At 45.9% G+C, this 14,002-nt stretch carries 19 protein-coding genes, 1 rRNA gene and 1 pseudogene; 11 read left to right on the top strand and 10 right to left on the bottom strand.

What is annotated here, in order from left to right; all coding sequences use genetic code 11:
• Nucleotides 1-27: 27 nt before the first annotated feature.
• The 3 genes from QUB63_RS32995 to QUB63_RS32985 form a co-directional block, all read right to left on the bottom strand.
• On the bottom strand, nucleotides 28-414 hold the full coding sequence (locus QUB63_RS32995) for a DUF1257 domain-containing protein (protein ID WP_332949606.1): 387 nt from the start codon (nucleotides 412-414) through the stop codon (nucleotides 28-30).
• Between the two features lie 40 nt (nucleotides 415-454).
• Nucleotides 455-664: a DUF2997 domain-containing protein gene (locus tag QUB63_RS32990; protein ID WP_332949605.1), complete on the bottom strand. Its 210-nt coding sequence runs from the start codon at nucleotides 662-664 to the stop codon at nucleotides 455-457.
• A 556-nt stretch (nucleotides 665-1,220) separates the two neighbouring features.
• Nucleotides 1,221-2,000, bottom strand: coding sequence for a class I SAM-dependent methyltransferase (locus tag QUB63_RS32985; protein WP_332949604.1), 780 nt, complete (start codon nucleotides 1,998-2,000; stop codon nucleotides 1,221-1,223).
• Nucleotides 2,001-2,004: 4 nt separating this feature from the next.
• Between QUB63_RS32985 and QUB63_RS32980 the strand changes: the two are divergent.
• Nucleotides 2,005-2,277, top strand: a pseudogene (locus QUB63_RS32980) (DUF1348 family protein).
• A gap of 319 nt (nucleotides 2,278-2,596) precedes the next feature.
• Entirely contained in the window at nucleotides 2,597-2,719 is a 123-nt protein-coding gene (locus tag QUB63_RS32975) for a hypothetical protein (RefSeq protein ID WP_332949603.1), read from the top strand.
• A gap of 87 nt (nucleotides 2,720-2,806) precedes the next feature.
• On the opposite strand, the gene QUB63_RS32970 is transcribed toward QUB63_RS32975, so the two are convergent.
• A complete protein-coding gene (locus tag QUB63_RS32970; RefSeq protein ID WP_332949602.1) occupies nucleotides 2,807-3,694 on the bottom strand; it encodes an ABC transporter permease in 888 nt (295 codons plus the stop codon).
• 132 nt (nucleotides 3,695-3,826) lie between these two features.
• On the opposite strand from QUB63_RS32970, the gene QUB63_RS32965 reads away from it, so the two are divergent.
• Together QUB63_RS32965 and QUB63_RS32960 are read left to right on the top strand one after the other, a co-directional pair.
• Nucleotides 3,827-5,155: a M16 family metallopeptidase gene (locus QUB63_RS32965; protein ID WP_332949601.1), complete on the top strand. Its 1,329-nt coding sequence runs from the start codon at nucleotides 3,827-3,829 to the stop codon at nucleotides 5,153-5,155.
• Nucleotides 5,156-5,400: 245 nt separating this feature from the next.
• Nucleotides 5,401-6,429, top strand: coding sequence for a C39 family peptidase (locus QUB63_RS32960; RefSeq protein ID WP_332949599.1), 1,029 nt, complete (start codon nucleotides 5,401-5,403; stop codon nucleotides 6,427-6,429).
• A 301-nt stretch (nucleotides 6,430-6,730) separates the two neighbouring features.
• On the opposite strand, the gene nadC is transcribed toward QUB63_RS32960, so the two are convergent.
• Nucleotides 6,731-7,588: a carboxylating nicotinate-nucleotide diphosphorylase gene (gene nadC / locus QUB63_RS32955; protein ID WP_332949598.1), complete on the bottom strand. Its 858-nt coding sequence runs from the start codon at nucleotides 7,586-7,588 to the stop codon at nucleotides 6,731-6,733.
• Nucleotides 7,589-7,797: 209 nt separating this feature from the next.
• Between nadC and vapB (QUB63_RS32950) the strand changes: the two genes are divergently transcribed.
• From vapB (QUB63_RS32950) to QUB63_RS32925, 6 genes are all read left to right on the top strand, one after another.
• On the top strand, nucleotides 7,798-8,025 hold the full coding sequence (gene vapB, locus QUB63_RS32950) for a type II toxin-antitoxin system VapB family antitoxin (RefSeq protein ID WP_332949597.1): 228 nt from the start codon (nucleotides 7,798-7,800) through the stop codon (nucleotides 8,023-8,025).
• A 64-nt stretch (nucleotides 8,026-8,089) separates the two neighbouring features.
• The gene (gene vapB / locus QUB63_RS32945) at nucleotides 8,090-8,311 is read left to right on the top strand and encodes a type II toxin-antitoxin system VapB family antitoxin (RefSeq protein ID WP_332949596.1); all 222 of its coding nucleotides are present in this window, start codon (nucleotides 8,090-8,092) and stop codon (nucleotides 8,309-8,311) included.
• A 2-nt stretch (nucleotides 8,312-8,313) separates the two neighbouring features.
• The gene (locus QUB63_RS32940) at nucleotides 8,314-8,595 is read left to right on the top strand and encodes a type II toxin-antitoxin system VapC family toxin (RefSeq protein ID WP_332949595.1); all 282 of its coding nucleotides are present in this window, start codon (nucleotides 8,314-8,316) and stop codon (nucleotides 8,593-8,595) included.
• 385 nt (nucleotides 8,596-8,980) lie between these two features.
• Nucleotides 8,981-9,196 carry a hypothetical protein gene (locus QUB63_RS32935; RefSeq protein ID WP_332949594.1) on the top strand — a complete coding sequence of 72 codons (216 nt, stop codon included), beginning with the start codon at nucleotides 8,981-8,983 and terminating at the stop codon, nucleotides 9,194-9,196.
• Between the two features lie 110 nt (nucleotides 9,197-9,306).
• Nucleotides 9,307-9,555, top strand: a complete 249-nt coding sequence (locus tag QUB63_RS32930) for a hypothetical protein (RefSeq protein WP_332949593.1) — start codon at nucleotides 9,307-9,309, stop codon at nucleotides 9,553-9,555.
• Nucleotide 9,556: 1 nt separating this feature from the next.
• The gene (locus tag QUB63_RS32925; RefSeq protein WP_332949592.1) at nucleotides 9,557-9,967 is read left to right on the top strand and encodes a putative toxin-antitoxin system toxin component, PIN family; all 411 of its coding nucleotides are present in this window, start codon (nucleotides 9,557-9,559) and stop codon (nucleotides 9,965-9,967) included.
• A gap of 32 nt (nucleotides 9,968-9,999) precedes the next feature.
• Here the strand turns inward: QUB63_RS32925 and QUB63_RS32920 are convergent, their stop codons facing one another.
• From QUB63_RS32920 to sufR, 5 genes are all read right to left on the bottom strand, one after another.
• Nucleotides 10,000-10,398 (bottom strand): helix-turn-helix domain-containing protein, encoded by a 399-nt coding sequence (locus QUB63_RS32920; protein ID WP_332949591.1) that lies wholly within the window; start codon nucleotides 10,396-10,398, stop codon nucleotides 10,000-10,002.
• 17 nt (nucleotides 10,399-10,415) lie between these two features.
• The gene (locus QUB63_RS32915; protein ID WP_332949590.1) at nucleotides 10,416-10,682 is read right to left on the bottom strand and encodes a type II toxin-antitoxin system HigB family toxin; all 267 of its coding nucleotides are present in this window, start codon (nucleotides 10,680-10,682) and stop codon (nucleotides 10,416-10,418) included.
• A 135-nt stretch (nucleotides 10,683-10,817) separates the two neighbouring features.
• Nucleotides 10,818-10,934 (bottom strand): 5S ribosomal RNA (rrf, locus tag QUB63_RS32910).
• Nucleotides 10,935-11,142: 208 nt separating this feature from the next.
• Nucleotides 11,143-11,550 (bottom strand): hypothetical protein, encoded by a 408-nt coding sequence (locus QUB63_RS32905; protein WP_332949589.1) that lies wholly within the window; start codon nucleotides 11,548-11,550, stop codon nucleotides 11,143-11,145.
• A gap of 116 nt (nucleotides 11,551-11,666) precedes the next feature.
• On the bottom strand, nucleotides 11,667-12,365 hold the full coding sequence (sufR, locus tag QUB63_RS32900) for an iron-sulfur cluster biosynthesis transcriptional regulator SufR (RefSeq protein ID WP_332949588.1): 699 nt from the start codon (nucleotides 12,363-12,365) through the stop codon (nucleotides 11,667-11,669).
• Nucleotides 12,366-12,553: 188 nt separating this feature from the next.
• On the opposite strand from sufR, the gene sufB reads away from it, so the two are divergent.
• Entirely contained in the window at nucleotides 12,554-13,996 is a 1,443-nt protein-coding gene (gene sufB, locus QUB63_RS32895; protein ID WP_332949587.1) for a Fe-S cluster assembly protein SufB, read from the top strand.
• Nucleotides 13,997-14,002: the final 6 nt, after the last annotated feature.

Genomic DNA, 14,002 nt, shown 5'->3' with positions numbered 1-14,002 from the left:
AAAGATTGCAAAAATCTCGAAAAATTATTAAGCGCACCAGCGCTGAACCACCAAGCGAATAGAACCGTCTTGATTTTGCTTTTGCTCAGAAACTTGGAAACCCTGCTTAGCGCTTTCATTAACCACAGTATGGTAAGCATAGCGCTGAGTCACCTTATTCAGAAAACGGTCTACAGACCAAGCTTGCTGCCAAAACTGCAAGTCAGCCACCAATTCATACTCAGTCCCGTTCCAGCTAAAACCTACGTCGTAGCCGTTTTTTTGCTCAATCACCACCTCAGCGGTGCTGGTGAGGCCGCGATAGCCGCGCACCTCAGTCGGGCCCGACTTCCAGTCGATACCCAAGTCAGTTAAAGCAGATTCCAAAGAATTCAAATTGCGGATCTGGGTCTTAATTTGGCTAAAGTGTGACATGGTGATTCCAAAATAATTTAAGTGAACTCAACAAAAAAAATTACCAATCGCTAAAAGCCACTTGGGCCGTCGCTTCGGCTGACTGATGCAGCGCTGGCGCGAAATATTCAGATGTTGACTCTTGATGAAGCACCACGCCGAGCTGAGCTTCGATCGCAGCCGTTACCTCAGCGCAGGAAGCACCGACAATGCCGGTGACTGTTTCCTGTACGCGGCCATCTGGATAAATCACAAACTCTAGTGTTTCCATAATCCGGGCTGACTGAATAGGAATAGTGAGACCAGACACCGACACCAGCAAGCCGGGGACGATGCCTCCTGAAGTCGCTTCTTGAGAGTTGGCTGACTGGCAAACCGCTATATCAATTTTGACGAATTGATAGGTTTTGAGTCACAACTTAACAAAACTTATTAATAGGTAGGAGCAATACATCAGTTGTATGTAAAGTTTCGCGTATATCTGCCGATCAGTCAAGTCATACATAAGTGGTGAATATTCGCAAGGGCTATTTGGGAGGGATCGTCCGGGAAGAGCGCTCGGGGAGAGTGGGTATGTAAGTTAAGTGCGATGGGAACCGACGTACTTAACTTACATAAAGCTAAGGTGATTGACATTTGTCTGCATGATTGTGGGGATCGCCCAACAGCGAGAGGCAAATGTGGCTCAAATCAAGTCTTTGACAGAAGCATTGCGATCGCGCTAACATCAGAAGTTTATCAGAAGCACCTTCAGTAACTTCTGGTCATGGTGAAGCATCTTCAGTTGACTTTTTAACCTGAAGTTCCCCGAAGGAGGGAACTTCAGGTTAAAATTTCTTGGCAATGATACAAACCATTCCATTAATCATCTCGTTCTGAAGTACCTGTAAACCTATTTCAGATAGCCGATCGCACAACCACTTTTTATTGAGTCGCAGTTTTTGGTAAGAACTGGCACTGAATGACCACCGATCGCCCTGTTTTTGATAGAGTAAGTCATGGACTGCTACGCTGTTTTCCTGATACTCCAAGAAACAAGTGAGGATTGTAAATTCATCACTTTGTACAGGAATAAAACGCTGAGTTCCATAAAGCTCTGCTGAAACATAATCGCGGAAAGTTAAAATCAACATCCCATTCTGAATCAGCCAGCGCTCAATGTCCAAAAGTAATGAATCGACAGCACTCAATGATTCTAGGTGTGTAAGTGTGTCGCCCATGCAAACAATGAGCTGCGCCTGTTCCTGAATATGTTGCGAGAAATTAAGCAGATCGTCGTGAATGGTACGGATGGAAAGATGTGTAGCGCGATCGCGTAACTCTGAAAGTAGGGCATCACAGAAATCTATAGCTACTACCGAAAAGCCTAATTTCGCTAAAGGAATAGATTGAAATCCTGAGCCTGCACCTAAATCAATGGCTAATCCTCGCGGTGCTGAGTCGAGACCCAATTGACAAAAAAGAGCGTGATTTCGTTCGATCGCTGCTTCAGGATTTCCTGACATCCAACTGTAAACGGCAGCAAGTTGCTGGTTATAGTGGTCTTGTGCTGTGTTCATTATTATGCTAAGTTCGATGACTCGTTGAAAAGGAGCAAAATCATTCAACCCGATGGAAACTCAACCACCACTACCGCCTTTTACGCGGGAAACTGCTAAAACTAAAGTTCAAATCGCAGAAGATGACTGGAATAGTCGCGATCCAAAACGAGTAGCTTTAGCTTACACCGAAGATTCACCGTGGCGTAACCGTGCCTAATTTTTCAGTGGAAAGTAACAAATCAAGGCTTTGTTAAAACGAAAGTGGGCAAAAGAACTATACTACTGTTTGAAAAATGAACTGTGGAGTTTTACAAAGAAGCTGATTTCTGTGCACTTTGAATAGCAGTGGCACGATGGTCAGAGTGCGGATTTGTTCCTTGAAATAATCCCAGAATATCGAAGGAAGAGGGAAAAGGGAAGAAGAGAAATCCTCCCACTCTCCCACTCTCCCGGCTTGCTTTCGATAGCGAGCAGGAGGCTCGCACTTGTATATCATTCAGATCTAACCGGATTTGATATAATTCATGCTTTGCGATCGCTTTCAATAACTTTTGTGACTCGCTGTTCTGGCTTGCCTATTTGTTGATTCTAGCAACTGTAACAATATCTGCTTAAAACCTGTCGTAAACTGATGAGTTGCTGAAAAAATACAATTGATTATTATGCAAAACTCTAACTGGAAAAAGCTGCAAAATGGTTCAGACATTCGCGGTATCGCCCTCGAAGGCGTTCCAGACGAACAGGTTAACCGATGCAACCGGAAACGATATGAGTTACAGATGTGACTAAAAGTTTGAGCATACCTGAACAATTTTTAGAGGAGGCACAGTATCGCTCAAATACTGTGCCCGCTGCGTAAGTCCTGAAGATTGCTATTTCCTTGCCTCCGCATTGGATCTGGGGTCTAAAACGTCTCGCAGCCCGTCGCCCAAAAGATTGAAACCCAGAACAGTCAAGGTAATCAGCAAACCGGGAAACAAAATAGTCCAAGGAGACGAAAGAGCGTATCCGCCCTTAAAAGCATCCGAAAGCATCGTCCCCAACTCCGGGGCGGGCGGCTGCGCGCCCAAACCGAGAAAACCTAAGCCGGCGGCTTCTAGCGTCGCTGTACCAGTCGAAAGAGTTGCTTGTACGACTAGCGGCGCGAGACTTCCCGGCAAAATGTGGCGAAAAATAATCCGCAAGTCGCTGGCGCCCAAGGCCTTGACAGCTAACACAAATTCTTGTTCTCGCAGAGACAGCACCATACTGCGAGTTAAACGGATGTAAATCGGAATTTGGACGACGCTGACGGCGATAATTACGCTTTGCAGGCTGGGCCCGGTGACGGTAACAACGGCGATCGCCAGTAAGATCGAAGGGAAAGCTAGCAAAATATCCGCCAAAGTGCCGATCGCCACCTCAGCCCACCCCCGAAAATACCCGGCGAAGAGCCCCAACAGCGCTCCTGCAATTAAACCCCCACCCACAGAAACCAAGCTGACAATCAAAGATATCCCCAATCCGTGCCACACCCGCACTAACAAATCTCGCCCCAAACCGTCGGTGCCCAACCAATGTTTGGCGCTAGGAGCCACTAATCTGGACAAATAATCTCGATCGACCGCAGCATCGTAAGGGGAAAGTACGGGGGCTAACAGTGCCGAAAAAATCAGCCCTACTGTCAAAATTAAGCCGATTTTCCCAGAGGTCGATCGGCAAAATCGCTGCCAAGCAGGCTGTGGAAATATTAAATTTTTATGCAATGTTCGATTTTCCATCGTTTGCTGTCACCAAAAAAACTAACAGTTTTGCACGGCGGCAGTTTTTATGCCAATGGCAGAGACCGAATGACCGATCCCTTCGTTAAAGGCCCTTTAAGATATAGAGAACAAGATAAATTTAAAAGCGCAATGACATCAACCCTACTCAAAGCCTCCTCCAGATCGCCCCTCAACGCCCCAACAGTGCGCCACTTCCCCAACGGCCTCACAGTTATAGCGGAACATTTGCCGGTCGATGCGGTTAACCTCAGCGTGTGGATGAATTTAGGCTCAGCCGTCGAATCCGACGAAATCAACGGTATGGCGCACTTTTTAGAACATATGATTTTTAAGGGAACACCCAGCATTAAGAGCGGAGAATTTGAGCGCGCGATCGAACAGCGCGGCGCTGTCACCAATGCAGCTACCAGCCAAGATTACACTAACTACTACATCACCACAGCCCCCAAGGATTTTGCCGAACTAGCTCCCCTGCAAGTCGATGTCTTGCTCAATGCGAGCATTCCCGACGACGCCTTCGATCGCGAACGGCTGGTAGTATTGGAAGAAATTAGACGATCGGAAGACAATCCGCGCCGCCGCACCTATCAGCGATCGATGCAATTAGCCTTTGAAGTTCTGCCCTACAAGCGACCGGTACTCGGCCCGGCTTCCGTCATCGAAAATCTTACCGCCCAACAAATGCGCGATTTCCACAGCAGCAGATATCAGCCAGGAGCCATGACAGCAGTCGCTGTAGGTAATTTGCCGGTCGATCGGCTAATTGAAATTGTCGCAGACAGTTTTGCAGCAAAAAGCACAGCACAAAACAGCACCATCAATCTGCCCGCTGTCGGCAAATTTCACCCTGAATCCGAAATTCTCAACTACGGCCAAGAATCGCCGTTTACAGAAACAGTCCGCCGCGAATTTGTAGACTCAGCCCTTCAGCAAGCTCGACTGATCGTGATGTGGCGGGTGCCCGGTTTCGTGGAAATGTCCGAAACCTATGCCCTCGACGTTTTGGCGACAATATTGGGTCACGGTCGCACAACTCGCTTGGTTAAGGATTTGCGCGAAGACAGAGGGCTAGTCTCGTCAATTTCGGTCAGCAACATGACTCAGCGACTCGGCGGTGTATTCTCGATTTCTGCTCAACTAGCGACAGAAAACATAGAAGCAGTCGAAGCAGCCATCGTCGGACACATCCGCACTCTGCAAACCGAACTGGTGACAGATGCCGAAATTTCCCGCATCCGCACCCAAGTAGCAAATCGGTTTATCTTCGGTAACGAAACTCCCAGCGATCGAGCAAGTTTGTACGGTTACTATCAGTCGATGGTAGGAGATATCGCTCCCGCGCTCAACTATGCCGCCTGCATCCAAGCTCAGACTGCGGAGGATCTTCGGGAAGCCGCCGTCAAATATCTGTCTCCCGACGCGATGGGTGTGGTGATAATTCGTCCCGACGAAGCATAAAATACACTCCCTCCTAAGCAGCGCAATCGTTTGATTCCTAAGCTCGGGAGACTTGCAACGGCACAAAGAAGGTAAATCATCGCAATCTTTGATTTTAGAATACTGCGTGAAGTTCGATCGGCTACTCGCCTTGAAGGCTTTGTATCGAATCATTAATACAAAACCTTTAAGGTACGGACGATCGGTAGAATGGCCGTAAATTTCTGAGAGTATAAACTTGGACTCGTTGAAGCGCGCAGGGAAGCATGAAATTACAAAACTTTCTAAACTCAAAAATTAGGTACGATGCTAAGGCGATCGCGGCTGACGGCGAACTGGGCCGCCAAATTCAAAGCCGCCTCATTGACCTAGGTTTACTGAAACCTCCCGTAGACGGCGTATTTGGCCCCCTCTCTACAGCAGCCCTCCACCGGTTTCAAACCCTGATGAAGTGCGGCGAACCGGGTTTTTTGGGAGCAATCACAGCCAAAAAGCTGATCGAAGCCAAACCGGGGGACATTCCCACACCTCGCCCGATCCTGAAAACGCTCAAAGACACCATTTTTAAATCAAAACCGCTGGCGTCTTCTCAACTTCAGGACTCGGAAAAACAAGCAATCCCAGCGGGAAAAGAGTTTGAACTCCTGGCTTTTGCTCCGATTCGCGGTCACATTAGAGTGGCTCTCCGCAACGAGTCTTTCAAAGGTTCAGGGATTTGGTATGTTTACGGCCCCCACGCTCAAATTACTCTAGACGGCGTTTTGCTTTATCCCAAACCGAATCCGCCTACTGTCAGACTGGGCGTTCCTTATCGATCGCAAATGGATAACTTGTACAATCCTACAGGTTCTTGCAATGTCACTTCCATAGCGATGTGTCTGGACTTTTTGAGAGTTCCCAGACGCCAAAAAACCGGACAATATGAAGATGAACTCTACCAATATGCGATCGACAAAGGTTACAGTCGCTGGGAACCCAAAGATTTAGCCAAGATTGTTAGAGATTACGGAGCTCAAGATTACTTTACCGAGAATGCAACTATTGATGATGTTCAAGATTGGCTCGCCAGCGGAAATCCCGCTGTCATCCACGGATACTTCACATCATTCGGTCACATTATAGTTGCTGCCGGTTATGACAGCGAAGGATTCTTCGTTCACGATCCCTATGGCGAGTGGTTCCCCACCGGTTACGACACAACAGTCAGCGGTTCTTACTTGCACTATTCCTATCGCTTAATCCGCAGCGTTTGTATGGCTGATGGGAATTTTTGGGTGCATTTTATTTCCAAGTAATTGTCGTTAGTCAGTTGACAGTTGACAACTGTAAACGGGAGCATCTCATTTTTATAAAAAGCCTTTTTTTTATTAGAGTGCGAGCGTCCCCGCTCGCGTATTGTATAAGTAGTAGCTCCGAATTAATTACACGAGATTTCGACTGAAACCCTTACCTAGCAAGGAGTCTTTATGTAATTAATTTTGTGTGGTTACTTAATACGCGAGCGGGGACAGCACTATACAAAACTGAGATGCTCCAACTGACAACTGACAACTGACAACTGTCAACTGTCAACTGTCAACTGTCAACTGTCAACTGTCAACTGATTTTCATACTCAAATCCAGCCAAGTCGATCGCGTAATCGGAGCGCTAGTTGAAATATAATCAACTCCCGTTTCCGCAACACTTCTAATAGTTTCTAAAGTCACATTGCCGGAAGCTTCAATTTTTACCCGATCGCTCTTTTCCCGAATTATTTCTACAGCCTGCCGCATTAAATCACAAGACATATTATCCAACATAATAATATCAGCTTTGTGCTGCAATGCCGTTTGTACTTCAGCAAGGGTTTCCGTTTCGACTTCAATTGTCAGCGGATAGGGAATCGAATTGCGGATTTGGGCGATCGCCTCTGCAATTCCTCCAGCCGCGGCAATGTGATTGTCTTTAATCATTACCGCGTCGTCTAATCCCATCCGGTGATTGCAAGCACCGCCGACTTGAGTCGCGTATTTTTCCAACAATCTCAACCCCGGCGTTGTCTTGCGCGTATCCACCAATTGCACGGGTAAATCGGCAATTTTGTCAACATATTTCTGAGTCAAAGTAGCGATGCCGCTCAAACGCATTGCCAAGTTTAATGCTACTCTTTCTCCGGTTAGCAGCGCATCGAAATTGCCAGAAATCTCGGCAATTACTTCTCCTTTTTCGCACAGTTTCCCTTCGGGTACTTGCGGGATGAAGTTGAGGCGGCTGTCTAAAAGTTTAAATGTGCGATCGGCAATTGGCAATCCGGCTATGACTCCAGCTTCTTTGACAATCCATTTAGCAGTACCCTGGATGCTGGCTGCGGGGAATAAGGCCGATGTCGTGCGATCGCCCCTACCGATATCTTCTAGCAGCCAGTTGTGCAATAGCGAGTCTAAAACTATCCAAGGCGGTAATATTGCTGTCATGTTTTTGTTGGTTGTTATATCAAGATCATATCTACTAGGAAGAATAGTCGATCGGGCGATTTTAGGCAAGTTGCACAATTATGATGGTGTTAGTGCGATCGGGATTTGGGTAGAGTGAGGGCGATCGGGCTAGATCATGGGGTATTCTGTTGCTGACATTGGGTGTTGGTGCTTTAATGGAATAGATAGGGCGATCGCGAGAAGAAACCATGATACAGCCAGTCATTTTAGAAAAATTAGCAGAACTCCCTGAGTCTCTTCAGACAGAAGTGCTTCATTATATTGAGTTTTTGATCGAAAAGCAGGCTAAAAACTCAACTCAAGAAAAGCCGACACAGAAGCGTCGAGTTGCCGGAACAATGAAAGGAATGTTTGTTCTACCGCTACCTGATGACTTTGATGAGCCGCTTGAGGATATGAAGGAATACAGGTCATGAAGAGATTACTATTAGATACTCATGCTTTGATCTGGTTTGTCTCGAATTTAAAGGAGAGTAAAAAATGATGATAGAAACCGCCATCTTAAAAAATCTCGAAAAATTGCCTGAATCTGTCAAACAGGCAGTCCTTGACTATATAGAATTTCTGGTAAACCGATATGCTGAGGAGGCTCCTAAAACGGAAAAAGCTGCCAAGCGAGGCGGACTTGGCATTTGGAAAGGTAAAATCTGGATGTCTGATGATTTTGATGAACCTCTAGAAGATTTAAAGGATTATATGTAAACATGAATATTCTACTGGATACCCATACTTTTCTCGGGTACTTGGAAGACAGTAAACAATTAAGTTCTAAAGCAGCAGAACTTCTTGAAGATCCAAGTAACACTCTCAGGTTGAGTATCGCTAGCTTATGGGAAATTTCCATTAAGCTTGGTTTAGGAAAACTAAGCTTGCAAAACTCATTCTCTGAGTTAGAGGAAGTGTTACAACAACTAAAAATAGAGGTTTTGCCCATCACATTCTCTGATACAGAGTGCTATCTTAACTTGCCGCTGCATCACCCTTGATCCTTTCGATCGCATTCTGGTGGCACAGGCGATTAATCATTCCCTGGTTTTGATTAGTTGCGATGTGGTTTTTGATGCCTATGACATTGAGCGAGTATGGTCATAATGAATGCAAAAATATTCTTGCGCGTTCTTTGGTGGTTGCTGGGCGTATTCTGTTGATGAGGTTGGGTGCCGATGATTTTGATATTATGGGTGGGCTTGTTTTGGTTTCAAGGCGGGTTTACTGTGGGTGAGTAGTGGTGAGGGGAAGTGTGATTGGGATTTTATCAGGTATGGCAAAAACCCGGTTTCTGACTTTCGAGTTAAACCCATTACTATCCTACTAAAATCCTGTGTTACCCTAGTTCACAATAGATATAAAACTCTAAGGGAGGACTTTCCTATGTTGGATGCTTTTTTACATGGTTTTGTCTCAGGAGCTTCTCGCAAACTTGGAGAGAAAGCTGGCGAGAAAGCTGTGGATATAGTTATTGAGGGTTTTGGAAACTTTGGTCAATCTCGCAATAAGGTGGTGGGCCAGATAGAACAAGCACCAAAAAATAGCCCATTACCAAAAAATCGCTGTAAAGCTAAAGTTCTGCGGCTCAATCTGGATTAGAGTAGCAGGGTGGGCAATGCTCACCCTACTTTAGCTGAGTTCGAGACCTGATTTCTATTTGATTTTGCCACACCTTTTCCTGGCAATTCTAGCTTATTTGAAAACAGTCATTGAAACATCACATAACCATCATGCAAACCAAAACGATCGCAATTCGCGTTAATGCTGAAGTTGCTAAGATATTTGAGGCTGCTTCTGAAGAACAGCGTCGTAAATTAGAGGCATTACTTAGCCTGAAACTTAGTGATGCAATTCGACGCAAAAGACCGCTAGAGGAGTTAATGAGTGAGATTAGTCGGAATGCTCAAGCGCGAGGATTGACCCCAGAAATTTTGGATTCAATTCTTTTAGAGGAGTGAGATGCGCTACGTTTTTGATACAAATGCAATTGTCAGTGCGATTCTGTTTGAGAACAGTAAACCCGATCGCGCCCTTCGATATGCTTTAGCAAACGGAGAGGTATTGCTATCTCTTGAACTGCTAGAAGAATTGAATGAGGTATTGGGTCGCGAAAAATTTAATCGGTATGTCACAAGTGAAGAAAGGGAGGAATTTTTAGCAGCCTTGGTGGACAGGGCAGTTCTAGTAGAGATAATTGAGAAGGTGCAAGAGTGTCGCGATCCAAAAGATGACAAAGTTTTGGAGTTGGCATTAAATGGAGAAGCGAACTATATCATCACTGGTGACAGGGATTTGCTCGTATTGCACCCATTTCGTGGTGTGGTAGTAATCACAGCAGACGAGTTTTTGAAGACGATCGAATCTGAGTAGTTTTGATTTGGAATACGAGTTACCGATCGCCCTTAGAGAAACAAACTAATATCCACGTGGAAAAAATCGGCTAATTTCCTGGCTTCATCTATTTCGATCGCCCTTCCACTAACAAAAACTTTCTCAACCTCTGTTTCCGTTCCCAAAACAGGAATCAAATCGGATTTGTCCAAATCTCTCGCATCCATTAAATGTTGCAACATTGAAGCAGCATTTCCTGCGGGAATTGGATAATTTTCAGCTTCAAATTTTTCAATCAGCGTTATCAAAAGCTCCAGAAATAGCTCTTCCTCCAGCGATCGCATCGGGCGGTGTTCTAGTTCGCAAGCGAGAGCGATCGCGGCCTCGTTTTCTGCTTCATTTGCGATCGGTTTTGGTTGATACCGAACAAGTAAATCTGTATAAGATTTGGCATCAAAAGTACGGATCATTTTTCCACTCATCCTTATCATACGAGCGCGTGAGTCAGAACATATTTGATGTAGATTCTTTGAGAAACGTAAACCAAATCAACAATCAGCCGATATCGATTTCCCTTAATATTAAATACGGTAAAATTTCCGACTGACTCAGCTTTTGGATAAATCTGCTGAACATCAATTAGGTTCTGCCATTGGGCTTTACTTGAAACTCTATACCAGTCATAAAGTGCATCGCAGGAATCGGCATGGCTTTCACAGAAATCTCGCAGGATTTTTCGGCTGATAACACGCATTTCACCCTTGTTTTCCAAACTACACCAGATTTTGTTCTGGACTTACGCACTTGTCATATTATAAACATCTGTAACTCACCAAAAAACTAAAGCCCTTTTCCGTTGTTGCGGGAAAAGAGCTTTAATTTATTATTAACCTGGCACTGAGCTATTTTACCGGGCAGTGACCCGCCGAGTATCTTCGCCATAGCAACGTTTAACAACCGAGTTCGGGATGGATCGGAGTGGTTCCATTACATCATAAGCACCAGGAAAGCTTTTAAAACTTTTAATCCTGTGTCTGCGTTCTGCTTAATTCTAAGCTTGATGCGTTGCATCTGTTTCGCTCGACTTAATTACCTTATCAAGTTTTCCTTTGTCTGTCAACCCCAAAGTCAAAACTTTTTTTAGCTCGCCCGAAACCGCCCCTAATAGCCGAGTTTGACGTATTATTTGCCAGATGGGCCGATCGACCTTTAACTCACAAATCCAAAAACGCCGCCTCGGTTCCCTGTTCTCTGCGAATCTTCCCGTCTTTTACAAACCACGCCACGACCTGCTTAACTGTTAATTGTTCGATCGCCCCTCCCGATTCTGCCGCAATTTGCCTCAAAGGCCGCAAAGACGCAACCACCAAATTCGTAAAAAAGTTTTCAAAACTAGCATCAAGATCGATCGACCCTTTAATGCTCTCATCATTCTTAACCCAATCCATCACCTGCTGATTGCTTACCTGGACCACCGGCAAACCAGTCTCCCCAGCAATTTGCTTCAACACCCTCAAAGCATAAATAGCCAGCCGCGCCGAAAACTTTTCCTTCGACGACAGCAGCGCCATATCAACTTCCGCACACTCTTCCGGCTTTAAAAAATCAGCTAGCGGTTCCATATATTAAAAATTGGTAATTAGTAATTGGTAATCGGTAATTGGTAATCCCTGACATCCGTGACATCCGTTACACTCATCCGTTGTCGAACTTCCATGCGTGACATCCGTTAAATCCGTTACAAAATCCGTTGCCGAACTTCTTCCTTCTTCCTTGCAATCAAATAACCGCAGCGGTGTTCCCCATTAATAATCCAGTGAGTCCGCTCCACAATACAATCCGGCAAAACCGCTGCAAACATTTCCAACTCATTACCGCAGACACTCGGAAAAGTTTCAGCAACATTAGAAATCGCGCAGTTGTGTTCCATCAACACAAATCGATCGCCCAAACCAGTGCGATCGCACATCCCCACCTCTACAGATTCTACAGGATAACACTCAGCCATATAACCTTCAGCCCTGCGGAGTTCCACCAACTTAGCCACCCGCTCTTGCAGCGAACCCGTACCCACTAGCCGCCGGTAGTCCGTAGCCTTGCGCTGCCACTGTTTTCGCAGGATAGTAATCACTTGCTCGCGGCCGACGGTTTCCGCCAAAGTATCCAAGAAAGAGACAGCAAAATCGCCGTAACGATTCGGGAATCGATCGCGCCCCAGACTGGTAAGCTCATAAATATGCTGGGGCCGCCCCATACCAGCCTGAACCGACTGATACTCAATCAGCCCCTCCGCCTCCAAATCCTTCAAGTGACGGCGAATCGCCTGCGGGCTGATATCCAAAGACTCCGCCAACTCAAGAGCCGTCCCCTGCCCCCCCTTGAGCAAATATTCCAGGATGTCTTGTTTCGTGGAAGTCTGCTGAGTAGTCTCCATCATCTTCACAAAAAATTATTAATTTGACTTTGACAATATCACTATTGTTAATGTAGCTTAAAATATAGTAAAGCAACAAAATTGTTGTTTAACTTCCCAGAGCAGTCCAGCAGAACTCGCTCAAGCCCAGACAGGCATTGCCCCGTCTGCCATCCAGAGAGCATTATCTAGAACACTGAACACGCAAAATAATGAGTTCTACCACAGTCAAAACCTTAGTCAACCAGCCCTACAAATACGGTTTCGTCACCGACATCGAGTCAGACACCATCCCCCGCGGCTTGAGCGAAGATGTAGTCCGCTTGATATCCTCCAAGAAAAACGAACCGGAATTCATGCTGGAATTCCGCCTCAAAGCATACCGCAAGTGGCTGACAATGACCGAGCCCACCTGGCCCCACGTCAACTATCCGGCGATCGACTACCAACAAATTATCTACTATTCCGCCCCCAAACAAAAGCCCAAAAAGCTCAACAGTTTGGAAGAAGTAGACCCGACACTGCTCGAAACCTTCGAGAAACTCGGCATTCCCCTCTCCGAACAAAAACGGCTCGGAAATGTCGCCGTCGATGCCGTTTTCGACAGCGTTTCAATTGCCACAACATTTAGAGAAAAGTTAGCCAAAGATGGCGTTATTTTCTGTTCCATCTCAGAAGCCGTCAAAGATTATCCCGAACTCATAGAAAAATATCTCGGCAGCGTCGTACCAGTCGGCGACAACTTTTTCGCAGCCCTCAACTCCGCCGTATTCAGCGACGGTTCCTTTGTGTACATTCCCAAAGGCGTAAAATGCCCGATGGAACTGTCAACCTATTTCCGCATCAACAACGGAGATTCCGGCCAGTTCGAGCGCACACTAATTGTCGCAGAAGAAAACAGCTCAGTGTCTTACCTAGAAGGCTGCACCGCGCCGATGTTTGACACCAATCAACTGCACGCCGCCGTAGTGGAATTGGTAACAATGGACAATGCCGACATCAAATACTCCACAGTGCAAAACTGGTACGCTGGCGACGCCAACGGCAAAGGTGGCATTTACAACTTCGTGACTAAGCGCGGTTTGTGTCAGGGAGTCAATTCTAAGATTTCTTGGACGCAAGTAGAAACAGGTTCGGCGATTACTTGGAAATATCCCAGTTGCGTGTTAGTCGGCGACAATTCGGTAGGCGAATTCTACTCGGTAGCGCTGACAAATAACAAGCAGCAAGCTGACACCGGCACTAAAATGATCCACGTCGGTAAAAATACTCGCAGCACGATTATTTCCAAGGGAATTTCGGCGGGAAATTCAGCCAACAGCTATCGCGGCTTGGTGAAAATGGGGCCGAATGCTAAGGGCGCTCGCAATTATTCTCAGTGCGATTCGATGCTGATAGGGGATAACGCTCAAGCGAATACTTTCCCTTATATTCAAGTGCAGAACCATACTGCTAAAGTGGAACACGAAGCTTCTACTTCTAAGATTGGGGAGGAGCAATTGTTCTTCTTCGCTCAGCGGGGAATTTCTGCGGAAAATGCTATTTCGATGATGATTAGCGGTTTCTGCAAAGATGTTTTCAATCAGTTACCGATGGAATTTGCTGCGGAAGCTGATAAGTTGTTGAGTTTGAAACTGGAAGGAAGTGTCGGGTAGAAGGAA

The organism is Microcoleus sp. ARI1-B5, from assembly GCF_036705795.1.
Taxonomy (GTDB): Bacteria; Cyanobacteriota; Cyanobacteriia; order Cyanobacteriales; family Microcoleaceae; genus Microcoleus.
The sequence above is the reverse complement of the archived record's forward strand: the minus strand, read 5'-3'. Positions and strand labels throughout refer to the sequence as shown.